Source organism: Winogradskya humida, assembly GCF_016862215.1.
Classification (GTDB): domain Bacteria; phylum Actinomycetota; class Actinomycetes; order Mycobacteriales; family Micromonosporaceae; genus Actinoplanes; species Actinoplanes humidus.
Genome location: NZ_BOMN01000118.1, coordinates 84,640 through 107,000 on the forward strand (window position 1 = coordinate 84,640; position 22,361 = coordinate 107,000).

Here is a 22,361-nt window from a genome sequence, read left to right on the forward strand (position 1 = left end):
TTGCTGTGCTGCCTTCGATCAGGTCACGCGCCCGTAGCCGTACGGGGTCATGATGTTGATCGACCGTTTCTTCACCGGCGCACCCGCGTGCGAGGCGTCGATGATCATGCCGCCGCCCACGTAGATGCCCACGTGGCCGAGACTTCGATAGAACACCAGGTCACCGGCCGCGAGATCGGACCGGGAGACCCGCTTGGTGGCGCTGTACTGCGCTGCCGCGTTGTGTGGCAGGGACTTGCCCGCGGCAGCCCAGGCCGCCGAGGTGAGACCCGAGCAGTCGTACGTGTTCGGGCCGCCCGAGCCGTACTCGTACATCAGGCCGATCGCGCCGTAGGCGAAGGAGACCGCCTTGCCGGCGGAACCGGCGATGTTCGGAACCGTGCCCGTGTAGCTGGACCCGGTCTCGGTCTCCTTGCCGTATGCCGTCTTGCGCATGGCATACAGATCTTTGAGGTCGCCCTCGATCTTCTTCTTGCGCGCCGACAGCTCCTTGACCTCAGCTGCCTGCTTGTCCTGGGTCACCTTCAACGCGGCCTGGCGGGCGTCGTAGTCCTTCGCCGTGGCCGAGAAGGTGTCGATGTCCCGTTGCTGGGTGCGCGAGATCTGCTCCAGGATGGACATCCGGTCGATCAGACCTTCGTTCCCCTCGAGCAGCACGTTCATCGTGCCGACCTTGCCGGACTTGTACGCCGAAGCCGCGATGACCTTCATCTGCGAGCTGGCCACCACGAGGGCGGCCTTCGCGGGCCCGAGCGACTCGGCGAGCTTCTTCTCGTCCGCCTTGGTCTTGTCCAGGCTGATCTTCATCTTGTTGAACGACTCGACGACGTCCTCGAGGTCGTTCGACGCCTTTTCGATCTTCTTGGTGAGTTCACCGGAGGTGGGTGCCGCGTGTGCCGCGGGCGCGAACGAGCCGGTGATGGCGATCGCCAGTCCGGCGACCACCAGGGTGCGTAGCCTCATGCGAGCGTGTCGCAACGGTGCATGGCCTCTCTTCCGCTTGAGCCACCTACCGGGTTAGCTGACGGATTCGGGCGGGAAGAAGGCCCTACCGCTTGCGCGGATTCACCCCATTGCTGCGTCGGTGGGTCCCCGGCTCACTGCAGAACGGCGCGGAACCCCGGGGGATTGGGGTGGCCGTGGCGCCCTGAGCGATTCGGCGGCGCTGGCCGGTGCCACCGGAGACGTGGCTGCGGACCGGACCAACCGCATCAACTTATCGGCGATCCGCATTAACACAAGAGTCGCGTCCGTGATTTAAGGCAATCATCACATTTATGCGAATGATCCAGATAACGGAGTGCAATTCAGCCGACTCGAAGCGTTACCTGTTCTATTTCTCCGCCATCGCGGGCGCGTTGTCCATAGCCTGCGGAGCCCACTTGTGAGTGACCACCCGCTCGGCCCAGAACGAGAAGAACGGAATCGTGCCGGCCAGCATCACCAGCAGCATCCGGCCGAGCGGCCAGCCGGCCCGGCGGCTCAGATCCCAGGTCGCCACGAGGTAGACCATGTAGAGGAAGCCGTGGATCGGGCCGACGGCGGCGACCACGAAGTCGTTGTCACCGATGTACTTGAGCGGCATGCCAACCAGCACGAGCACGATGAGGACCACGCCAACGATCCAGGCGATGGTCCGGTAACGGGTGAGGGCTCCCTGCACGATCCACGTCCTTATTTACTGGGTGCTGCGTTCTTGTAACCGGGGTAGTCGCCGGGACGTGCGCCGGGATGGGCGGACAACCAGGCCAGATAGTCGTTGTAGGCGGCCAGCTCCGGGTCGTCGGCGGCCGGGCTCTGCGATTTCACGGGTACGCGGACAGGTCTGCGCACGGTGATCGGAGCGTCCTCGGCCGGCTCCTCGGCCGGCATGGCGTCCTCCGCCGGCGTTTCACCGATTTTGCGCTCCTGTTGGACCTCGCGGAACCAGATGAAGACGACGAAGGCGGCGAAGACCGGCCACTCGAAGGTGTAGCCCCAGCTCAGCGTGTTACCGCCGGTGGCGCGGCTGAACTGCCACCAGCCGAGCCCGAGGAAGCCCGCGATCAGCACGAGCGCGGCCACGTGACGCGCGATCCACGCCGGGGTCCACAGCCCTTTCATGCGGTCGAGCGTACCGGCGCGGGTTTGGTGTTTGACCGCGCGGGCAACCGTGAGCCATGAGTGACTCCGTTGATGACCTCGTCGGCGTGGATCCGGCGGACCTCTCCGACGAAGACCTGCTCCGCGAGATGGGCAGCCTGCACCGGACCCGCTTGGACACCCTCCGCCACGGACCCGACGCTGCGCTCGCCACCCACCTGCGACGCACGGCCGAGTTGGAGACCGAATACCTGGCCCGGCACCCGGGCCGTGAGGTCGACCCCCACCGGCTCTCCTGAAAGGAAAACCCCTCCTGATGCCCCCCTTGGTACGCAGCCGGCTCGAACGGTTGCGGCGGCAGTACGCGCCGCACGAGCATCGCCCCCTGGACGGTTACGTCGTCACGATGGGCGCCTTCGGAGCCCTCGCGGCCAGCGCCGCAATCGCCGCGAAGGTGACGGGCCGCCCGATCCCGGACCGCCCGGCGACCGCGGACGTCGTGCTCATCTCGATCGCGACCCACAAGCTCAGCCGCCTGATCGCCAAGGACTCGATCACCAGCCCGCTGCGGGCACCCTTCACCCGGTACAGCGAGCCGGGTGGCAGCGGCGAGGTCAACGAGGAGGTACGCGACCAGGGCAGCTCCCTGCGCCACTCGATCGGTGAGCTGGTCAGCTGCCCGTTCTGCCTCGCGGTCTGGGTCGCCACCGGGCTCACGGCCGGCCTGGTCTTCGCCCCGAAACTGACGAGGCTGACGGCCACGGTCTTCACGGCGACGGCCGTGTCGGACTTCCTGCAGATGGCGTACTCGATCTCCAAGGAGACCGCGGAGGGCTGACCCCTATTGTGTGGTACGGGTCACATTTGCTCCCGGAATGGCCGGACCCGACCGACAGTTGATGACAGATGTCGGTGTGCCCAGTGTCCCCGGGCCTCACCCTAAGCCTTCGCGGAATACCGTTCGGCTGGAGCCGCGTTGAGCCACTCGCCGCGAGGCGACCTGCACACCGGCATCATGTGGGCGGCGCCCCCTGGGATTCCCAGGGGGCGCCGTTCGTTTCCGGGTTCTCGTGGGCTTCGTCCGTTTCCCGTTTCCCGGATCCTCGTGGGGCTTCGTCCGTTTCCCGATGGGCGGTCCCGGGTAATTCGCCCACTTATGAGTGACGATCGGGTGGAGCAGCGGGCCGCGGACCTGCTGCCCGAAGAGAGAACCGCGGGCAGCGCCGACCCCCGTGCCCAGGCAGAGGCCATCCTCGCGGAGTCCGACGAGCGCGAGTACGCACCGGACACCTCCGCGACGGTTACGCCCGCGGACGGTACCCGATAGAGGACACCACTTTCGTGTTCACGGATACCCATGGCAAACTCGGGCAAATGTCTGCCCCGCAAAGGAGCACCGGCCGACGCCTGACGTCTCGGCGCATCCCTCCCGCGACCGACACACCCCCACCCACCCGGCTCGGCGTCCGCAGCCGCATATCGGTCGCACCCCTACCGGCGCCCGTTGCCATCACCTCTGGTTCGCCGCCGCCTGTTGCCGTCGTCGTCGGCTCTGGTTCGTTGCAGGCTGTTAACGTCGGCTCGGGTTCGCTGCCGACCGCTGATGTCGGCTCCGGCTTGCTGCCGACTGCTGATGTCGGCTCCGGCTTGCTGTCGGCCGTTGGTGTCGGTGCGGTTGATCGGCCGCATCCCGTTGAGGTCGCTGGGCTGCTGCACGAGCTGACGGCGCGGCTGCTGGGCGCGGAGGACGTACCCCAGGCTCTGGACCGGCTTGCGGCTTTCGGGGTGCAGGCGCTTCCTGGGACGCTGCGCTGCTCGGTCGCACTGATCGGGGAGGGCGGCCCGCCGACGCTGGCAGCGTCCGGCCCGCAGGCCCAGCAGCTGGACGATCTTCAGTACGCATCCGGCGAAGGCCCGGCCCTGGAAGCAGCCCGGGCCCGGGCGGTCGTCACCGCTCAGGACCTCCCCACCGACGACCGCTGGCCCGAGCTCGGCGAATGCGCCCTGGCCGAAGGCGTCAGGGGAGTGGCAGCCATCCCGCTGGACGTCCCCCGCTCGGCGGTCGGCTCGGTCAGCTTCTTCGTCCAGCGCCCCGGAGGAATGGACCCCGAGCAACTCCTGACCGCAATGGCCCTGGTCAACCAGGCCGAAGTCCTCCTGGCCGAACTCCAGCGCCGCCAAGGCCTGCGCGAAGGCGCCACGGTCGACCGAGCGGCGGGCGTCATCATCGCCCAGCGCGGCTGCGGCGTCCAGGAGGCCTACAACGTCCTCCGCGACACCTCCCAGCGCCTCGGCCTCCCCCGCGAAGAAGTAGCCGAACGCCTCATCGCCGCAGCCGCCCGCAACGCCTGATCCGCAACGCCTGATCCGCAACGCCTGATCCGCAACGCCTGATCCGCAACGCCTGATCCGCAACGCCTGATCACGGCCCGGACCCGCATCCGGTCCGGGCCGTCACGTCTTTCGTTGCCTCAGCCTCGGGCGTTACCTGCCGCTTGCGTTACTACTGCTGGTTCTGGTGTTACTTCGCGACCTGCTGAACGACCTCGAACTCCAGCAGGCTGGCGCCACCCGCGACGGGCTTGGCCCGCTCACCCGCGTGCGCCGCTCGCCCGGACCCGGCCGACCAGGCCTGGAAAGCCTCCTCCGACTCCCACTTCGTGTAGACGAAGTACCGGGTCTCACCCGACACCGGCCGGAGCAGCTCGAACCCCAGGAACCCCTCGGCGTTCTCCACGGCACCCTGCCGAGCGGCGAACCGCTTCTCCAGCTCGGGCCCCGCACCCTCGGGCACATCAATCGCATTGATCTTCACAACAGCCATAAACCCCAGCCTACGAGCGCCCCCGCCTACCTCCCCCCGAGCGCCCCCGCCAACCCTCCCCTGAGCGCTCCGCCGACCTCGTCTCCGAGCCCCGCCTGCCGCTGGGTCGCCCACCCGCCTGCCGCTGGGCCGCCGACCTGCCTGAAGTTGGGCTGCCCACCTGCCTGAAGTTGGGCTGCCCACCTGCCTGAAGTTGGGCTGCCCGTCCGCCTGCCGTTGGGCTGCCCACCTGCCTGAAGTTGGGCTGCCCGCACGCCTGCCGCTGGGCGCCCCGCCCCGCACGTGCGAACGCCCCGGAGGCCAGGCCGCGGTGGGCTTGGGCTTCGGGGCGTTCGGTGTGGTGCGGGTGGTTAGTGGGCTGGGGTCGCTGGGTGCGAGGCCGGGCCGGCTCCGACTTCGCCGGGGACGCCGTCGCTGTCGGCTGCGGCGGCTGCGTCGTCGGCTCGTTGTTGCTGGGCGGAGCGCTGGGAGAGCGGGATCTCCGGGAGGAAGAGGACCACGATCAGGCCGATGACCATGACGGCGAAGGCCAGGAGGAAGACGACCTGGATGCCGTCGGAGAAGCCGACCTTGAAGGGGTGGGCGAGGGCCTCGGGCAGCTTGTTGATGAACGACGTGTCGCTCAGGTCACCGCCTGCGGAGGCGCCGCCCGGGAGCTGGACCTTGGCGTCTGCGTAGGCGTGGGAGATCTTGCTGGGGAGCACGTTGAAGAGCACCGACAGGAAGATCGCCGTGCCCAGCGTGCCGCCCATGGAGCGGAAGAAGGTCACCGAGCTGGTGGCCACGCCGATCTCGCGGGGCGACACGGCGTTCTGCACCGCGGTGATCATCGGCTGCATGTTGCCACCCAGGCCGAGACCCATCACGACCATGATCAGCATGGTCTGCCAGAGCGGGGTGTCCGCGCCGATCAGGGCGAAGAGGCCGAGCGCCACGAGCATCAGGGTGCTGCCGATGATCGGGAAGATGCGGTAGCGGCCGGTGCGGGCGATGAGCTGACCGGCGGTGATCGAGCCCGCCATGATGCCGAACACGAACGGGATCATCTGCAGGCCGGCGACCGTCGGCGAGCTGCCCTTGACGATCTGCAGGTACAGCGGGACGGTCATCAGGCCGCCGAACATCGCCATGCCCAGGATCGTGCTGGAGGTGGCGCCGACCGCGACCGTGCGGTTGCGGAAGAGCCGCAGCGGCAGCAGTGCCTCGTCCTTGTACGCCCGCTCGGCGAGCACGAACCCGACCAGGCCGAGGACGCCGATCACGTAGCAGGCGATCGCGCGGCCGGAGCCCCAGCCCCAGTCGCGACCCTGCTCGGCCACGGTGAGCAGCGGCACCAGGCCGATGACCAGGGTGAGTGCGCCGGGCCAGTCGATGCGGTGGTCGTTACGGGTGTGCGGGAGGTGCAGGACCCGGGCGACGACGACCATGGCCGCGATGCCGATCGGGACGTTGATGTAGAAGACCCAGCGCCAGCCGTCGACGCCCAGGATATTGTCGGCGCCGGCGAAGAAGCCGCCGAGGATCGGGCCGATGACGCTGGCCGTGCCGAAGACCGCGAGGAAGTAGCCCTGGTACTTGGCGCGCTCGCGGGGCGGCACGATGTCACCGATGATGACGAGCGCGAGCGACATCAGGCCACCGGCGCCGAGACCCTGGATGGCCCGGAACGCGGCCAGCTCGTACATGTTCTGCGAGAGACCGCAGAGGAACGAGCCGGCGATGAAGATGCCGATCGCGGAGAGGAAGAACGGCCGCCGCCCGTAGATGTCGGACAGCTTGCCGTAGAGCGGCGTGGAGATCGTCGACGTGATGAGGAACGCCGTCGTCGCCCAGGCCTGCAGGTTGAAGCCGTTGAGGTCGTCGGCGATGGTCCGGGTCGCGGTCGCCATGATCGTCTGGTCCAGGGCGGCCAGGAACATGCCCATCATCAGGCCGACCAGCACCGTGATGACCTGACGGTGGGTGAATTCCGCCGATGGCGGGGCCGGCCGGGCGCCGGGCCCGGCTGCCGCCGGTGCGGTTTCGGTGGAGTTACTCACGCTTTCTCCCGTGCTGGTACGGCTGGGTCGTTGCGCATCTGCGCTTCGACGGAGCTGTTGAATTCTTGGAATAGGTCGGTGAACGCGTGGACGCGCTCCGCCGGCCAGTCGTTCAGTGCCTGGCACAACATCGCCTGCCGGGCCTCGTGCATGCGCGAGCAGGCAGCCATGCCGGACTCCGTCACGGCGAGCCGCGACGCGCGCCCGTCGGCCGGATCCGCCTCTCGGCGGGCGAGGCCGGCCTTGACGAGCTGGGCCGCCTGCCGGCTGATCGTGGACGGATCAGCGCCCTTGAGATCGGCCAGGTCGGTGACCCGCAGCGGTCCGTGATGACGCAGAGGGAACAGGAGCATCAGCGCGGAGAATTCAGCACCGAGATCCGCCGTGTTGAGCATGCTCTTGGCACGCGCACCCAGGCGGACGAACCGCAGAACTTCGTCTGCGAGGCGTCCGATGGAATCCCCGGTGTCCGGCATCGTCACGTGCTGCACCTCCGTTCAGATGTGTGCAGCGTACAACTTGTTGTTTGGTGAAAGCATCTCCCATACCCCTGTGACGAGGGTCTCTGTATCCTCCAGCGCCGCGGGCACGGGCACCTTGTACTCCCCTTTACGCGTGAAGAGCCGTCCGGGGAAATACCCCCGGCCCGGGTCGCCAACCAGAACGAGAGCCTCCGGTGCGAGGCGGCGCAGGGCCGTCGTCATCCGGTCGGCGACGCTGCGGGTGTAGAAGACGTCACCGGCCAGGACAACGTCGACACCACCCTCGATCTCGGCGATGTCGGCGGCACGGGCCCGGATGGTGACGTTGTTGGCGGCGGCGTTGCGCGTGACAGCCTCGGCCGCGGCGGGATCGAGGTCGATGGCATCCACGGTCGCGGCGCCGGCCAGGGCGGCCGCGATCGCCGCCACTCCGGAGCCCGTGGCGACGTCGAGCACCCGTCTGCCCCGGACCGTGTCGGGATTGTCCAGCACATATCGTGCGAGGGCCTGCCCGCCGGCCCACACGAAAGCCCAGAACGGCGGGGCGATGTCGCTGCTGAACTCCCCGCCGTTCGCGTCGAACAACCCCATGCGGGTGCCGGCGAGGTGCAGGGAGATCTCAGGGGCCATGGGTACGGGGAGCAGTGACGTTCGCACCCGATGATTCTGGGCCGCCGGGGCGATTCCCCGCGCGCCAATTCGCTGTCCTGTGGATAACTAGACGCGGTTCGGTGGATAACTCGGTTCGGCTGCTTCGGGCGTACCCATCGTGTCTTGAAGTGACTGAAGGGTGACCCACCGCTGCGCGCGAGTATCCATCGTGGTCTGACGGCGTTTCGTAAGCCTCCGTGATGGTGAACGCGGACCCCGAAAGCGAGGGGTGGCCTCCACCGAAGATACGAGTTGCGCGGTCCGCTCGGCCTCATCCGTGCGGCAGGTGGTCAGAGCGTTCGGCGTGCCTCGTGCATGCTGTCAGACTGTTGGTACGCCTTGGCTTTGCGCGGTGGACACATAGACTTCCAGCGCTGGCGGATCAGGAGGCGTGAATGGTGGGCGAGGCGATCACGGTGCTCGTGGTGGACGGGCATCAGACGTTCGCCGAGTTGCTCGGTGTGGCGCTGACCGGGCAACCGGAGCTGCATTACGTCGGTCATGCCGGCTCGGGCGAGCAGGCTATTCGGATGGTGCAGGAGATACGCCCCGACGTGGTGCTCCTCGATCCGGACCTTCCGGACGCCGACGGCATCGCTATCGCGGAGCTGTTGCGGCACCGGCAGCCCGGCACGCGGTTCGTCATATTGACCGCGAACAACGAATCCGCCCTGGTCGGCCGTGCCACCGCAGCCGGTGCCTCGGGCTTCCTGTCGAAGAACGGCCCGCTCGGTGACGTGATGAACGCGATCCGCACCGCGCACGGCGGCGGCATGACGGTCTCGACGGACATCCTCGCCCGGCTCCTGCGCAGCACGGCCCCCGTGGTGGGCCCCCGAGCAGGCGGTCTCACTGCGCGTGAGCATGAGGTGCTCGTTCTCATGGGTTCCGGGCTCGATCCGCGCGCGATCGCGCGCCGGCTCGGCATCAGCGTGCACACCTGCCGCGGCTATGTGAAGGCTGTACTGGGAAAACTCGGCGCGCACAGCCAACTGGAAGCGGTTGCGGTGGCGACCCGGCGAGGCCTGCTCCGCCCCGAAGGTCATAACGCAGAGTAATTCCCGCAGATACTCATCCGCGGGGGCCCTGGTTACGTACCTCTCGTTGGAGCGCCCTGAAAAGACAGTAGGGCGCCGGCGCGAGCTGGAGGACTTCGCGTGGAACGAGGATTTGCCGATTCGTCCGATGTGTCCGTCGCGCTCGCGGACCTGCCGTCGGACGTCGCAACCGACCACGAAGCGCTCTACCGCCGACCCGGAGCAGACCCCCTGCCCCGCCGCCGTACGCCCGGCACGGTCCCGTCCGGGGGTGGCTCGCGCTCGTCCGGCTCGGCTGGCTCGTCTGGCTCGTCTGGGGGTGGCTCGCGCTCGTCCGGGGGAGGCTCGGGCGAGGAACCCCGAGGTGAGCTGACCGACACCGGTAGCTGGAACGCGTTCACACCCCGTCGTCAGATCGAGGACACCCCGATGCGGGAAGACCGCACCCAGGCAGACAAGGGGCCGAGCCGGCCCGACGCTCAGGACCGTCGTCCGGCTGCGGCACGACGGACCACAACGGACGGTCGCCCCGCCGCCACACCGCGCGACGCGCCGGCCGTTGACCCGTGGGCCGAGGCCGACGGCCAGGAGAGTGGCGACCGATGGGGCGCCGCCGACGGCTGGCAGGCCACAGACATCCCGGACGACACCAACAGCGCACGCACCACGACGGTGTGGGCTACCGGCTCCAACCCCCAGGTCACTCGGGGTGCCGCCGCGGAGTGGGGGACGGGCGCCAACCCGCAGGTCCGCGGCAATGCCGCCACCGACTGGGGGACGGGTGTCAACCCGCAGGTCGCTCGGGGTGGCGCGACTGAGTGGGCGACGGGCGCCAATGCGCAGGTCTCTTCGCCGCGGGATGGTGGGTCGCGTGCGGAGGTGTGGGAGTCCGGGGAGGTCGTGCCGGCGACGGAGGGCTGGGACGCTGAGGACGGCTGGGAGGCGCAGGCGCGACGGGAGCCGAAGCCGGAGCCCAAGTTCGGTCCCGCGCCGCCGGCTACCAACGGGCGTACCTCGTTCGGTTTCACCGCAGGCCCGATCAGTGGCAACTGGCGTGATGATGCGCCCATCTCGGTCGCGCCCGGCAAAAAGCCCGCTAAGCCTGCCAAGGCTTCCAAAGCTCCGAAATCCGCCAGGCCCGCCGCGGCGGATGCCGGCGAGAGAGACGCAGACTTCGGTGGAAGCCACCGAGGCGGGGAACACGCCGCAACCGGACTGGCACATCACGCCGCTTCCGAACTGGCACACCCGGTCCGCCGCCCGCAGCTCGACCCCCCACGCCGCAACCGCCCGCAGCTCGAGTCCGCCCCCAGCCGCCCCCAGCCCGACGATTTCGCCCACCTTGCCCGTCCCGAGCAGGATGATTTCGCCCACCTGAGCCGTCCCGAGCCTGACGATTTCGCTCACCTCGGCCGGCAGCAACCCGATGATTTCGCCCATCTCAGCCGTCAGCAGCCGGACGAGTTCGGCTACCTCAGCCGTCAGTCCGACGACGCGACCCAGATCAGCCGCCAGTCCGGGGACTTGCCCCGGACCAGTCGGCAGCCCGAAAACTCGACCCGGACCAGTCGGCAGTCTGACGACTTCGCGCAGCTTGGCCGACAGCGGCAGGGGGCTTTGTCAGATCGTTCTGATGAGGCGGATTTTTCCGTTCGGCAGTATCAGGCGGAGGCGGGGCGCCCGGTTCGCGAGCGGTCGGCCGAGGATCCCTATGCGTCGCTCGGGTCGGATCTGCGGGGATCGGGGCGTTCTCGGGGTGTCGCGGCGGGGCTCGATGAGGACCATATCGGTGACCTGGTTGGGGACAATGCGCATGAGATCCGGGCGCATCGGGCGGGGGCTGTGGGGGCGCCGGCGACGGCGAAGCGTAGTCCGGGCGTACTTTTCGCTGGGTTGGCTTTGACTGTTGCCGTGATTGTCGGGGGGACGGTTGCGGGGGTCACGTATTTCTCGGGGGACGACAAGGCCCTGACGTCGGTGCTCGAGCTGGGTGCGAAGGAGAAGCCCACTGCGGACCGTACGGCCACCGCGCTCATCGAAGGCCGGACCGCCGCGGAGTTCGAGCTGGTCAGTGCCGTGACGAAGGTGACCGTGCGCAGCGAGGATCTCGGGGACAGTCTGTACCGGATGACCACTGCTGAGGGGTCGGGGCTGGTGCCGAAGCCTGACCTGTCGCGCGACAAGGTGCAGCTGCAGCTCGCGCCGGGTGGTGCCGCGGGGGAGAACGTGAGCGACACCGGTGAGGTTGAGGTGGTGCTCTCGTCCAGGATCATGTGGACGTTGCGGTTCTCCGGGGCGGCGGACGAGCAGTTGCTCAATCTTCAGGGCGGGAAGGTCGGCGGGATCAGCCTGATCGGCGGGTCACGGCGGACGACGATTCAGCTGCCGGGAGCCGCCGGGACGGTGCCGCTCAAGGTGACCGGGTCGGTGGATGAGCTGGCCATGACGTCGCCGAGTGGAAATCCTGTGCGGGTCCAGATGAAGGGTGGCGCGAAGACCGTCGCGGCCGGTGCGAAGACGTTGCGCGACGTCGCGCCCGGGTCGACGTTGACGCCGAAGGACTGGGCGACCGACAACCGCTATGACGTCGACACCGAAGCCCCGGTGACCCTCCTGTCCGTGGAGACGCGGGACTAGGAGGGCCACTCCGGGCGTACGGTCAGGAAAGAACGCGGAGCCGGACCGTCTGGCTCATGCCCCGCAGTTTGTCGAGAACATCAGCGCTGAAGGCGCCGCCGATGTCGGTGATCAGGTAGCCGTACTCGCCGCGGGTGCTGAGCAGCTGGCCCTCGACGTTCACGTGGTGCTCGGCGAGGATGCTGTTGACCTGTGCGAGCACGCCCGGCATGTTGACGTGGACATGGACGATGCGGCTCGTTCCGGACTGGGCGGGCAGGGCGACGCTGGGCAGGTTCACGCTGAGCGTGGTGTTGCCCTCTTGCACGAAGTGGTTGAGCTTGTTCGCGACGAAGTCACCGATATCGGCCTGCGCCTCCTCCGTCGACCCGCCGATGTGCGGCGTGAGGATGACGTTCGGCAGGCCGCGCAGCTCGGAGACGAACTCGTCACCGCGACCCTTCGGCTCCGTGGGGAACACGTCGACCGCGGCACCGGAGAGGCGTCCGCTGGTCAGCGCGTCACGCAGGTCGCCGTGATCGACCACGATGCCCCGGGAGAGGTTCAGGAAGATCGCGCCCTGCTTCATCTTGGCGAACTGCTCGGCGCCGAAGAACCCGGCGTTGCCCGGCCGGCCGTCGACGTGCATCGTCACGACGTCCGACAGCTCGAGCAGCTCGTCGAGCGAGGCGCAGCGCTGGGCATTACCGAGTGCGAGCTTGTCGGCGGTGTCGTAGAAGAACACGTGCATGCCGAGGTTCTCGGCGAGCACCGACAGCTGGGTGCCGATGTTGCCGTACCCGATGATGCCGAGATTGCGGCCGCGGACCTCGTGGCTGCCGACGGCGGCCTTGTCCCACACGCCCTCGTGCATGAGATTGTTCTTCTCGGTCAGCCGCCGGGTCATGGCGATGATCTCCGCGAGCGCCAGCTCCACCACCGAGCGGGTGTTGGAGAACGGCGCGTTGAACACGGCGACACCCGCCTTGGAGGCGGTCCCCAGGTCGATCTGGTCGGTGCCGATGCAGAACGCGCCGATGGCGACGAGGCTGTCGGCGGCCTCGAGCACCTTCGCGGTGACCTGCGTCTTGGAACGGATGCCGAGCAGGTGCACGCCCGGGATGCGCTCGATGAGCTCGACCTCGTCGAGGGCGTTGCGGAGGGACTCGACCTGGTAACCCTCTGCCTCGAGCCGGGACACCGCGTCGGGGTGGATGCTCTCGAGCAGCAGAACTCGTACCTTGGCTTGGTCGATCATCACTTTCCGTTTCATATGAGGGAATCGATCGTCCGGGCCGCCACGCCGAAGCCCAGTCATAGGCGTCCCAGACTAATGCCCCGGATTGCCCATACCTTGCCGGTGTGCCGGAGGTCCCACCTTACGGTCAGGCCGTAACCTCACCGCCTTCTACGGAACCGGCGCCTTGAACGGATCAATGCTGCAACACGTGGGAAACGCCCAGGGTCCGTCACGGACGAAATGTCACACCCCCGCGAGACCATGCACGCATGTCTTTCGCAGTGGAAACCACCGGCCTCGTGAAGATCTTCGGAGACAACCGCGCGGTCGACGGCGTTGATCTCCAAGTGCCGCGCGGCACGGTCTACGGATTACTCGGCCCCAACGGCGCAGGCAAGACCACCGTCGTACGCATGCTCGCCACCCTGCTGAGACCCGACGGCGGCACCGCCCGGGTGTTCGGCCACGACGTCGCCAAGGAACCCGACGCGGTGCGGAGCCGCGTCAGCCTCACGGGGCAGTACGCCTCCGTCGACGAGGACCTCACCGGCACGGAAAACCTCGTGCTCCTCGCCCGCCTGCTCGGCCATCGCCGACCCGCCGCCCGGGCCCGAGCCGCCCAGTTGCTGGAGGCGTTCGGCCTGACCGAGGCCGCCACCCGTCAGGTCAAGAAGTACTCGGGTGGCATGCGCCGGCGCATCGACATCGCCGCCAGCATCCTCAACACCCCTGACCTGCTCTTCCTCGACGAGCCGACCACGGGCCTCGACCCCCGCAGCCGCAACCAGGTCTGGGAAATCATCCGGGAGGTCGTCGCCCACGGCACCACGGTCCTGCTCACCACGCAATACCTGGACGAGGCCGACCGGCTCGCCGGCCGGATCGCGGTCATCGACCACGGCAAGGTCATCGCTGAGGGCACCCCCGGCTCCCTCAAGGCATCCATCGGCGCCGGCACTGTCCACGTACGACTCCGCGACCCCGGCCGCCGCCCCGAAGCGGTCTCGTTGATCGCAGCAACCCTCGACACCCCGGTGCAGCTGGACAGCGACCCGGTGGCACTCACGGCCCCCGCCGCCTCCGCCGAGCAGGCCGCCCGGGCCCTCGGCGCCCTCGCCGGCGCGGGCATCCTGGTCGACGACTTCTCCCTCGGCCAGCCCAGCCTCGACGAGGTCTTCCTCGCCCTCACCGCCCAGGGAGCCCCGGCATGACAACCCTCGCCACCGTCCTGACCCGCGAAGAACGCCCCCGCCGCCCCTCAGCCCTCGCCGCCTCGCTGACCTTCGGCTGGCGCGCGATCCTGAAAATCAAGCACGTCCCCGAGCAACTCTTCGACGTCACGGCCTTCCCCATCATCATGACGCTGATGTTCACGTATCTCTTCGGCGGAGCCCTGGCCGGCTCCACCAAGGAATACCTGCAATACCTGCTCCCCGGCATCATGGTCACCTCAGTAGTGATGATCACTATGTACACCGGCGTAGGCCTCAACACCGACATCGAAAAAGGAGTCTTCGACCGCTTCCGAACCCTCCCCATCTGGCGCCCAGCAGCCCTGGTCGGCATGATCATCGGCGACGTCCTGCGCTATGTCCTCGCCGCCACCACGATCATGCTGGTCGGCCTCATCCTCGGCTTCCGGCCAGCAGGTGGAGTGGTCGGAGTCCTCGCGGGAATCGGCCTCCTCGTGGTCTTCTCCTTCGCCTTCTCCTGGATCTGGACAATGTTCGGGCTGCTTCTCCGCTCCGAGAAATCAGTCATGGGGGTGAGCATGCTGGTCCTGTTCCCACTGACATTCCTGAGCAACGTCTTCGTCAACCCGTCAACGATGCCCGGCTGGCTCCAGGCCTTCGTAAAACTCAACCCCATCACGCATCTGGTCGCCGCCGTCCGATTCCTCATGGCCGGCACGCCGGACGCTGCGGAAACAATGTGGACCCTTGCCGCTTCCGCTGTTCTGCTGGCCGTTTTCGGAGCGTTGACAATGCGCCTCTATAACCGCAAATAGTTGCTGCTTTTTGGGCTGGGGTCGTTTCGGGTTGGCTTGGTGTTTTCGGTTTGACCTTTCGCCTTGGCTTGTTTCGGCTTGGCTTGTTTCGGTTTGGTCCGTTTGGTTTGTTCCGTTTTGGTTTGGGCCGGGTGGCTCGGTTTGTGTGGCTTCGGTTTGTGGCTCGGGCTGTGGGGCTTGGCTTGTGCGGCCTGAGCTCTGCGGCTTGGGGTTTGCTGCCTGGCTTGTGCGGCCTGGGCTGCGCGGATTGGGCCTCGTTGCCTGGTCGTGCAGCCTGGGCTCTGGCGGGTTTGGGCTTTGTGGTCTGAGCTTTGGCCTGGCCTGGCCTTGCCTTACGTTGCCTGGCCTCGCCTCGCTGGGCCTGGGCCTGGGCCTGGGCCTGGGCTTGGGCTTGGGCTTGGGGGTGGGCTTTGTGGTGTGGCCGGGCATTGCCCTTGGCCGTGGACCCTCGATCCGGTTGTTGCCTACGGCCCACCCTCTTCTCAATGGTCGCCTTCTGCCGCGTCGGCTTCAGTTGGCATACCGGCCAACGCTCGCCACCGCTCCGGTGCCGGCAGGCTGCACCTTTTCGCACTGTTAGCAAAAGCCGGCACCTGATCCCGTCGACCTCGCCATTGTTCTCCAAATCCCGCACCGCATCGCCAAAACTGTCGTACCCCCGCGAGAAAATATCCCCATGACCGACGCAGAGATCTTTTGCCAAACCGAGCGCGACCAATGGCGTGATCGCCTCGAATCCCGAGTCCAGGAAGCCGCCCGCAAGAAAGCAGCAGCAGCAGCCGCCGAACGCGCCCGCAAAGCCCGCCGAAACCACGGATTGATCGCCCGCCACGCCGCCCGCATGGCCCGCATCAAGCAGGACGACTACCCGTTCCCTCCAGATCCGGAGTGCTCGGAATAACCCCACAGATCAACAGCCCGGTCGTGGCGTGCCTCCAGCACGTCACGACCGCCCCACCCCCGGTTGCTTGGCGCCCTACGCGTGATCCGCCATGAGTTGCCGTCCGATGATGCTGTGTTCGCCGCTCAGCGCGTGATCTGCCGCGAGCTGCCGCCCGGTGGTGCGGTGGTCGGCGTCTTGCGTGTGACCTGTCCCGGGCTGCCCTCCTGGAGCGCGGCAACCCCCGCCCCGGCCCCGGCATGCGCCAGCCGTCGCACACCTCGCCCCACCGATCGAAGCGTCACCCCAACCGACCCCAACCCCAGCTCATCGCGCCGATCCGGGCTCACCAGCAGGAACGGCGCAACCGTCGTTACCGCGACAGCCAGCAGGAACCGGATGTTGCTCCAGACCGGCGGCCCGAGTGCGGTTACCGGCAGCAGCATCACCGCCAGGACCAGCGCCATCCAATATCCCCGAATCCTTCCCCGGAGAGGAAGCAGTGCGGCCAACACCAGCCACACCTGATGATGCGTCCAGGAAACCGGCGACAGGACCACGCTGGCAGAACCCGTGATCACCACCGCCGAGAGCCAGTCACCACGCCGAGCAACCCGTCCGGCCTGTACCGATGCGAGCAACGCAATACCGCCGCCGACAACAACGACCACGAGCGACCGGTCCGCGGCGGAGATGCCGAAGCGCATCAGAACGCCATTCAGTGACTGGTTCCCCACGCTCGTGATGTATCCGAGCCGGCTCACCTGCGTTATCTCCGTCGTCCAGAATCGCCATGAGTCACCCGGCAGTGCCAGCGCAGCGACAGCACCGCAGGTGGTGAAGGTTGCTGCGGCGGTGACGGCCGCCCGGCGACGGCCCGCCAGCCAGAGCATCGGAATGAAGATCAACGGCGTTAGTTTGATCGCGGCGGCTACCCCGATAAGTACGCCGTGAGCGCGCCTCCCCCGCAACAGCAGCACGTCCGCCGTGATCATTGCGGCGAGAAAGACACTGACCTGCCCGTACTTGAAGTTCGAGGAGATCGGCGCGGAAAGAATGAGGACAAACGCCAACGCGGGCGCGGGCAGAGCGGTCTCCCGGGCCACCATCTGCGCCACCAGCACGACCGTGACCAGCGTCCCGAGGGTCCAGAGGCATTGCAGCAGCGGCACCGCCACATCCGCGAGCGGCAGGAACACCAGACCCGCAAACGGTGGATACGTGAAAGGCGCATTCCCCGCACTGACAAAGTCATAGAGACTCGCGCCGTGCCGCAGTCCCTCCACCGCACCGACGTACACGCCCAGGTCGGTGAGCCGAAGCGCGCCCGGCCGCCCCAGCGCGGCCCAAACCGCCACCGCCGCCGCAACAGCTGCCGGAACCCAGTGAGAAGTCCGTCTAGCTATACCCATGGTCGGTACTCTACATAGGGTCAGCAAGCGCCCCGCAAAATCGAAACCGCAGGGCGCCACCGTCAGGAAAGGGCGGGCTCGCTACCACGTGGTGATGCGAACCTAGCCGAACGGCTCCGGCTCATGCCCTGGTCAGACATGGGCTCCGTTCGGTGAACCGGCTACCTGCTGTTCAGGAGCGGCGCCCCGGCCGGCGAGTGGTAAGCAGCAGCCAGGGCAACCACCAGTGCGGTCGCCGCGAGTCCGGCAGGCGGTGAGAGGAACCCGAACCCGAAAACAGTGTCGATCGCCCGAGGTGTGCGGCGCAGGAACTCGCCGATCGCCACGCTGACCAACGCCGCGGTCACACCCGCCGGGATCGCGCGGGCCCGGGGAAGGCGGGCAGGCTTACTACGAATCAAACCCATCAGCACGTACGCCGAAACGAGCGCGAGTGCACCCGTCATAGCCGCCGCATTCCCGATGAGCATCGGGTGACCAGAGCCCGGCACCAGGATCTGTGGCAGCCACAACGGTGCGGAGCCGAGTGGAACGCCGAGCGTCAACGCGGCATGCGCCGAACCGGCAGCGACAGCGAGGTCGAGCGCGACCAGTGTTCCGACGACAGCGATGGTCCGGGATCGGGTGCGGACCAGGAACGCAGTGGCTACCGTCCAGGTGACGACAGCGGGCCCGGCGTCACGCCAGCCCATGAACGGCATCACGGCGACGGGGTTTCCGGCGAGCAGGAAGGCGTACAGACAAGCGCCGAGCAGGATCACCCCGCTTGAGCTCGTGCGTCGCCCCGCCCAGCCCATGGTCGCCAAAGCGAAGACCAGTGCCGTCCCCGCGGCGAGCTGCCCGCCGTGCACCCCGGCCAGCCGTACGCCGTTGAACAGCGCCGCGGCGAGCAACGTCAGGACCACCGGAGTGGTGACCCCGCGTGCCCGGTCCTGCCAGGTCGGTCCGTCGATCGCGGGGGAGATGGCGAGGCTTCCGGCGAAGGTGAGCTGGCGCAGCGGCCTTCCGCGCATGGCGTCGAGCTCGGCCAGCCATTCGCGCTCGAGGTCCGCGGCGAGATCCGCCGGCCACCGCCTCACCGCGAGCCGGGTCAAGAGGACCGCGAGCCACGAGAACAAGGCCGCGAGCCGGATCAAGTGAACAGACGGCCCGTTCATGTCGAAAGCCCGGGGGCGCCGATGGCCCGGGATATCTGCTGCTGCATGGCACCCACTTCGCGTCGAGCCTCGGACGCGCCCGTCGCGGTCAGCCGGTAATAACGCCGCGTCGGGCGCCCCTCGACAGCGGGGTCGACGTCTTCCCAGCGTGACTCGACCCATCCAGCGCGCTCCAGGCGTACCAAAATGGGGTAGAGCGTGCCGCTCGGCAGGGAGGTGGCATGCATGATCTTGAGGCCGTAGTGCTCGCCCACGGGGTCGGCGAGCAGGGCGGCGACCACCTTGAGCACCGACGACGTCATCCGCACAGCCATGTCCAGATCCTACATAGGGCTCGCTGGGTTCGAGCCGGTCAGCATTACACTGCATCGATGCCCGCACTGCCCGTCTGGCCGCTCTATCTGATGTTCGGCATGGTGCCGTTCTGGTGGGTGCTGGGCGGCCTCAACCTGATCTGGCCCGTTTTCTCGGTCGTGCTCGGTGTAGTGCTGCTGAGTCGCGGGAAGGTCCGGATGCCGACCGGCTGGTCGCTGTGGCTCGTTCTGATCGGGCTGATCGTGGTGAGCGGCACCCGCCTCGAGAAGGTCACCTCCGTTTTCATGTACGGCCTTCGCCTCGGTTTTGTGGTGGTGGCTTTTGTCGTTTACCTCTACGTCTACAACGCTGCCCGCAACGGCATCAGTTGGAAGCTGCTGTTCCAGCCCCTGATGGTTTTCTGGCTGTCAATGGTGGTGCTCGGCTGGATCGGCGTTTTCGCTCCCCGCTTCGCTCTCACCACGCCGGTGGAAATGCTGCTGCCGAAGAGCATCTCGAACGACCGCATCGTGCAGGCGCTCACCCATGTGCACGCCACCGAATACAGTGCGACCAGCCAAAATCCGTACTACCGGACCGCTGCGCCCTACCCTTACACCAATAACTGGGGCACGGGCTTCGCAATTCTCATCCCCTGCGTCGTCGCCTATCTTTCTTCGGTACGCGAAGGCCTTCTTCGCAAAGCAGTGATCGTCTCTCTGCCGTTGTCCCTGGTCCCGGCGTTCCTGACGCTGAACCGCGGCATGTTCGTCGGGCTCGGCGCCGGGATGCTCTATCTCGGCCTGCGTGCACTGATGCGTGGCGACGTGCGGGTCATCGCCTCGATCGTCGGCGTCTCGGTGCTGGCCTGGGTGGTCACGCTCGTCATCCCGGTCATGGACCTCATCAACAACCGGGTGGAGAACACCGAATCCACTCGCGACCGCGCCGACCTCTACTGGCAGACCATCAACGCGGTCCTGCACTCGCCCGTTCTGGGATTCGGCGCGCCCCGCACGGTGGACACCACAACCGGAGCAGAGCCTTTGGGTACGCAGGGACAGCTCTGGCTGCTGATGTACAGCCATGGCATCCCGGCGCTCATCGTCTTCCTGCTTCTTTTCCTGGTCATCGCCCGGCGTCTGTCCGCGGCAGTGTCCACGCCGGGCAAATGGTTGAGCGTCATTCCGGTCATCGCGCTCATCCTCACGCCGTTCTACGGTTTTACCGACGTGAACCTTTCCGTCATGTTCTTCGGGATCGCCCTGGCGATGGCGGCGGTGGACGGCCCCGTCAACCGTCCCGGCGTACCCATGGCCATTCCTGTGCCGGTAAGGGCCGGGACGGTCTAATAGCGGAAGCGGGAGACCAGGCTGCTCAGTTCGGTCGACAGCCTGGTCAGCTCGGTCGTGGCGGCGCGTGACTGGGCCACACCCTCGCTGGTCTGCGCGGCCGCGGTGGCGACCCCGGTGATGTTCTGGGCGATCTCGCTGGTGCCACCGGCGGCCTGGCCGACGCTGCGGCTCATTTCCCCGGTGGTCGCGGTCTGTTCCTCGACCGCGCTGGCGATGGTGGTCTGGAAGTCGCTGATCCGCTCGATGACCAGGGAGATCTCGCCGATCGCGGTGACCGCTCCAGCGGTGTCGGCCTGGATGGCCTCGACCCGGCGGGAGATGTCCTCGGTCGCGCGGGCGGTCTCCTGAGCGAGATCCTTGACCTCGGAGGCGACGACGGCGAAGCCCTTTCCGGCCTCGCCGGCCCGGGCGGCCTCGATGGTCGCGTTCAGGGCGAGCAGGTTCGTCTGCTCGGCGATCGAGGTGATGACCTTGATGACGTTGCCGATCTCGGCGGAGGACTCGCCCAGTTTGTTCATGGTCTCCGACGTGGCCGAGGTGATCGTGACAGCCTCGGCGGCCACCCGCGCGGCCTCGGTCGCGTTCTGCGAGATCTCCCGGATTGACGTGCCCATCTCCTCGCTTCCGGCCGACACCGTGTCGACGCTGCGGGAGATCTCCTCGGCGGCGGCTGACACAGCCTGCGCCTGCACCGAGGTGATCTCCGCCGAGGAGGCGATCTGGGTGGAGGTCGCCGACATCTCCTCCGCCGCCCCGGCCAGCGAGGAAGCCGACTCGTCGATGGTGGAGACCGTGCTGCGCAACTGGCTCAGGGCGGAGTCGAGGGCCTGTCCCATCTGCCCGGGCTCGTCGCGGGAGGTCAGGCCGCTGCTGCGGGTCAGGTCACCGGTCGCGAGGGCGTCACAGACCGCCTTGACGCGAGCCAGCGACCGTACGATCGCCTGCGCGACCAGGAAGCCTAGCGCGAGCACCAGGATCGCGCCGATCGTGATGACCAGGATGATCACCAGTCGCCCGGTGGAATAGGTGCTCTTGGCCGCGGTGTCCGATTGCTTGGCCTGCGCGGCCTCGGCTGCCGTCAGCTCTTCCACCCCGGCGCTGATCTTCGTGAACAGCGGCGCGGCGGAATCCTCGTTCACTTTCTGGAATGCGGCGTAGTCGTTGTCCTGCCCGGCCTGGAACTGGTCGCCCTGGGCAACCGTCTTGTACGCCGCCCAGTTCGACTGGAGCTCGGCCACGGTCGCCGCGGCACCGGCCGGCCCGCTGGCAACATAGGCCGCGATCGCCTCATCGGTGGCCTTGATGTCCGCTGTGAACAGCGTGTTGTACTTCTCGCTGGTGGCGTCGTCCTGGGCGATGGCAGCAGTCGCCAGGTCAAGCCGCGTCTGCGCCATGTCCGCCTGCACGGTGGCGATGGCCTGTGAGCTGCTGAGATTCTCGCTGTAGATCGCATGAGCCGCGTCACTCGCCCGCCCGAGCGCGATCAGCCCCACCATCGCCACACCGATGGCCATGACCACCGCCAGGCAGATCACAGCGATAAATTTTGTGCGCACACTCAGGTCGGAGAACGAGAGCCGTGCTGAGGTTCCCGGTGCAGTTGTCACTGACGCTCCTAGACGCGATCCCAGCTTCCTCTAGCCGATTCGGTCGTTCTGCGGAGCAGTTGAGGCTCTGGCGGGTTTCCAACTCCTCCCCACCCACTCCGGCATCCTTGTGACCATGACTTTGACCTGCCGCCTAGCCAGCCGCGAGGACATGCCCGCCCTCCTGCCGATGATCGACGCGGCAATCATCGAACTGCAGCGGGGCTTCCTCGACGCCGACCAGATCCGTTCGAGCCGAGCCATCATGGGCCTGGACACCCAGCTCATCGACGACGGCACGTACTTCGTGGTCGAATCCGACGGCGAAATCGCAGGCTGTGGAGGCTGGAGCCGCCGAGCCACCCTCTACGGCGGTGACCACTCGGCGGGACGTGACGCGGCCCTGCTCAACCCGGAAACCGAACCGGCCCGGATCCGCGCGATGTACACCCACCCCGCCTTCACCCGCCGGGGCGTGGGCAGCCTGGTCCTTGCCCGCTGCGAGCAAGCAGCAGCGGCGGAAGGCTTCACTGCCCTGGAACTGATGGGCACCCTGGCCGGAGCGCCGCTCTACAAGGCAGCAGGCTTCGAACCGCTCGAAGAACTAGCCGACGACACAGGAGGTGCATCGGTCCCACTGATCCGCATGCGCAAGGCAATTTGATCGCAAAAAGCCTGATCAGCGGGCCCCTCAACTG

At 67.4% G+C, this 22,361-nt stretch carries 22 protein-coding genes, 1 pseudogene and 1 riboswitch; of the genes and pseudogenes, 11 read left to right on the forward strand and 12 right to left on the reverse strand.

The features are described 5' to 3' along the window. Positions 1 to 18: 18 nt before the first annotated feature. The 3 genes from Ahu01nite_RS41790 to Ahu01nite_RS41800 form a co-directional block, all read right to left on the reverse strand. Complete coding sequence (locus Ahu01nite_RS41790) at positions 19 to 963, reverse strand: C40 family peptidase (protein ID WP_203842308.1); 945 nt, start codon at positions 961 to 963, stop codon at positions 19 to 21. A gap of 29 nt (positions 964 to 992) precedes the next feature. After that, positions 993 to 1,123, reverse strand: a riboswitch (cyclic di-AMP (ydaO/yuaA leader). 210 nt (positions 1,124 to 1,333) lie between these two features. After that, positions 1,334 to 1,663 carry a DUF3817 domain-containing protein gene (locus tag Ahu01nite_RS41795; RefSeq protein ID WP_203842309.1) on the reverse strand — a complete coding sequence of 110 codons (330 nt, stop codon included), beginning with the start codon at positions 1,661 to 1,663 and terminating at the stop codon, positions 1,334 to 1,336. 11 nt (positions 1,664 to 1,674) lie between these two features. Continuing rightward, positions 1,675 to 2,103 (reverse strand): hypothetical protein, encoded by a 429-nt coding sequence (locus Ahu01nite_RS41800; protein WP_203842310.1) that lies wholly within the window; start codon positions 2,101 to 2,103, stop codon positions 1,675 to 1,677. An 80-nt stretch (positions 2,104 to 2,183) separates the two neighbouring features. Between Ahu01nite_RS41800 and Ahu01nite_RS41805 the strand changes: the two are divergent. From Ahu01nite_RS41805 to Ahu01nite_RS41820, 4 genes and pseudogenes are all read left to right on the forward strand, one after another. Continuing rightward, positions 2,184 to 2,381 (forward strand): annotated as a pseudogene (locus tag Ahu01nite_RS41805) (DUF6158 family protein); the annotation flags it as partial. 17 nt (positions 2,382 to 2,398) lie between these two features. Further along, the gene (locus Ahu01nite_RS41810) at positions 2,399 to 2,920 is read left to right on the forward strand and encodes a DUF1360 domain-containing protein (RefSeq protein WP_203842312.1); all 522 of its coding nucleotides are present in this window, start codon (positions 2,399 to 2,401) and stop codon (positions 2,918 to 2,920) included. A 318-nt stretch (positions 2,921 to 3,238) separates the two neighbouring features. Beyond that, positions 3,239 to 3,409: a hypothetical protein gene (locus tag Ahu01nite_RS41815; RefSeq protein ID WP_203842313.1), complete on the forward strand. Its 171-nt coding sequence runs from the start codon at positions 3,239 to 3,241 to the stop codon at positions 3,407 to 3,409. Between the two features lie 233 nt (positions 3,410 to 3,642). Next, positions 3,643 to 4,434: a GAF and ANTAR domain-containing protein gene (locus Ahu01nite_RS41820; protein WP_239159561.1), complete on the forward strand. Its 792-nt coding sequence runs from the start codon at positions 3,643 to 3,645 to the stop codon at positions 4,432 to 4,434. Positions 4,435 to 4,603: 169 nt separating this feature from the next. Here the strand turns inward: Ahu01nite_RS41820 and Ahu01nite_RS41825 are convergent, their stop codons facing one another. The 4 genes from Ahu01nite_RS41825 to Ahu01nite_RS41840 form a co-directional block, all read right to left on the reverse strand. After that, positions 4,604 to 4,906: an antibiotic biosynthesis monooxygenase family protein gene (locus Ahu01nite_RS41825; protein ID WP_203842315.1), complete on the reverse strand. Its 303-nt coding sequence runs from the start codon at positions 4,904 to 4,906 to the stop codon at positions 4,604 to 4,606. Between the two features lie 350 nt (positions 4,907 to 5,256). After that, on the reverse strand, positions 5,257 to 6,945 hold the full coding sequence (locus Ahu01nite_RS41830; RefSeq protein WP_203842316.1) for an MDR family MFS transporter: 1,689 nt from the start codon (positions 6,943 to 6,945) through the stop codon (positions 5,257 to 5,259). Further along, positions 6,942 to 7,421, reverse strand: coding sequence for a MarR family winged helix-turn-helix transcriptional regulator (locus tag Ahu01nite_RS41835; RefSeq protein ID WP_203842332.1), 480 nt, complete (start codon positions 7,419 to 7,421; stop codon positions 6,942 to 6,944). Before Ahu01nite_RS41835 ends, Ahu01nite_RS41830 begins: the two co-directional genes overlap by 4 nt. A 21-nt stretch (positions 7,422 to 7,442) precedes the next feature. Next, entirely contained in the window at positions 7,443 to 8,057 is a 615-nt protein-coding gene (locus tag Ahu01nite_RS41840) for a class I SAM-dependent methyltransferase (RefSeq protein ID WP_438874860.1), read from the reverse strand. Between the two features lie 416 nt (positions 8,058 to 8,473). Between Ahu01nite_RS41840 and Ahu01nite_RS41845 the strand changes: the two genes are divergently transcribed. Both Ahu01nite_RS41845 and Ahu01nite_RS41850 read left to right on the forward strand, forming a co-directional pair. Further along, positions 8,474 to 9,136 carry a response regulator gene (locus tag Ahu01nite_RS41845; RefSeq protein ID WP_203842318.1) on the forward strand — a complete coding sequence of 221 codons (663 nt, stop codon included), beginning with the start codon at positions 8,474 to 8,476 and terminating at the stop codon, positions 9,134 to 9,136. 99 nt (positions 9,137 to 9,235) lie between these two features. Then, complete coding sequence (locus Ahu01nite_RS41850) at positions 9,236 to 11,752, forward strand: hypothetical protein (RefSeq protein ID WP_203842319.1); 2,517 nt, start codon at positions 9,236 to 9,238, stop codon at positions 11,750 to 11,752. A gap of 22 nt (positions 11,753 to 11,774) precedes the next feature. Here Ahu01nite_RS41850 and serA read toward each other — a convergent pair whose 3' ends face one another. After that, positions 11,775 to 12,989 (reverse strand): phosphoglycerate dehydrogenase, encoded by a 1,215-nt coding sequence (serA, locus tag Ahu01nite_RS41855; RefSeq protein ID WP_239159566.1) that lies wholly within the window; start codon positions 12,987 to 12,989, stop codon positions 11,775 to 11,777. Between the two features lie 251 nt (positions 12,990 to 13,240). On the opposite strand from serA, the gene Ahu01nite_RS41860 reads away from it, so the two are divergent. The 3 genes from Ahu01nite_RS41860 to Ahu01nite_RS41870 all read left to right on the forward strand — a co-directional run bounded on the left by Ahu01nite_RS41860 (position 13,241) and on the right by Ahu01nite_RS41870 (position 15,880). After that, complete coding sequence (locus tag Ahu01nite_RS41860) at positions 13,241 to 14,182, forward strand: ATP-binding cassette domain-containing protein (RefSeq protein ID WP_203842321.1); 942 nt, start codon at positions 13,241 to 13,243, stop codon at positions 14,180 to 14,182. Continuing rightward, positions 14,179 to 14,979: an ABC transporter permease gene (locus Ahu01nite_RS41865; protein ID WP_203842322.1), complete on the forward strand. Its 801-nt coding sequence runs from the start codon at positions 14,179 to 14,181 to the stop codon at positions 14,977 to 14,979. The genes Ahu01nite_RS41860 and Ahu01nite_RS41865 overlap by 4 nt, the downstream gene beginning before the upstream one ends. Positions 14,980 to 15,655: 676 nt before the next feature. Further along, positions 15,656 to 15,880 (forward strand): hypothetical protein, encoded by a 225-nt coding sequence (locus Ahu01nite_RS41870; protein WP_203842323.1) that lies wholly within the window; start codon positions 15,656 to 15,658, stop codon positions 15,878 to 15,880. A gap of 125 nt (positions 15,881 to 16,005) precedes the next feature. On the opposite strand, the gene Ahu01nite_RS41875 is transcribed toward Ahu01nite_RS41870, so the two are convergent. The 3 genes from Ahu01nite_RS41875 to Ahu01nite_RS41885 form a co-directional block, all read right to left on the reverse strand. Next, positions 16,006 to 17,217, reverse strand: coding sequence for a glycosyltransferase 87 family protein (locus Ahu01nite_RS41875; RefSeq protein ID WP_203842324.1), 1,212 nt, complete (start codon positions 17,215 to 17,217; stop codon positions 16,006 to 16,008). A gap of 215 nt (positions 17,218 to 17,432) precedes the next feature. Beyond that, positions 17,433 to 18,350 (reverse strand): hypothetical protein, encoded by a 918-nt coding sequence (locus tag Ahu01nite_RS41880; RefSeq protein ID WP_203842325.1) that lies wholly within the window; start codon positions 18,348 to 18,350, stop codon positions 17,433 to 17,435. A gap of 74 nt (positions 18,351 to 18,424) precedes the next feature. Next, complete coding sequence (locus tag Ahu01nite_RS41885; protein ID WP_307794719.1) at positions 18,425 to 18,742, reverse strand: PadR family transcriptional regulator; 318 nt, start codon at positions 18,740 to 18,742, stop codon at positions 18,425 to 18,427. A gap of 57 nt (positions 18,743 to 18,799) precedes the next feature. On the opposite strand from Ahu01nite_RS41885, the gene Ahu01nite_RS41890 reads away from it, so the two are divergent. After that, complete coding sequence (locus tag Ahu01nite_RS41890; protein WP_239159562.1) at positions 18,800 to 20,074, forward strand: O-antigen ligase family protein; 1,275 nt, start codon at positions 18,800 to 18,802, stop codon at positions 20,072 to 20,074. Here the strand turns inward: Ahu01nite_RS41890 and Ahu01nite_RS41895 are convergent. Beyond that, entirely contained in the window at positions 20,071 to 21,684 is a 1,614-nt protein-coding gene (locus Ahu01nite_RS41895) for a methyl-accepting chemotaxis protein (protein WP_239159563.1), read from the reverse strand. The genes Ahu01nite_RS41890 and Ahu01nite_RS41895 overlap by 4 nt on opposite strands. Positions 21,685 to 21,799: 115 nt before the next feature. Between Ahu01nite_RS41895 and Ahu01nite_RS41900 the strand changes: the two genes are divergently transcribed. Then, positions 21,800 to 22,327: a GNAT family N-acetyltransferase gene (locus Ahu01nite_RS41900; RefSeq protein WP_203842326.1), complete on the forward strand. Its 528-nt coding sequence runs from the start codon at positions 21,800 to 21,802 to the stop codon at positions 22,325 to 22,327. Positions 22,328 to 22,361: the final 34 nt, after the last annotated feature.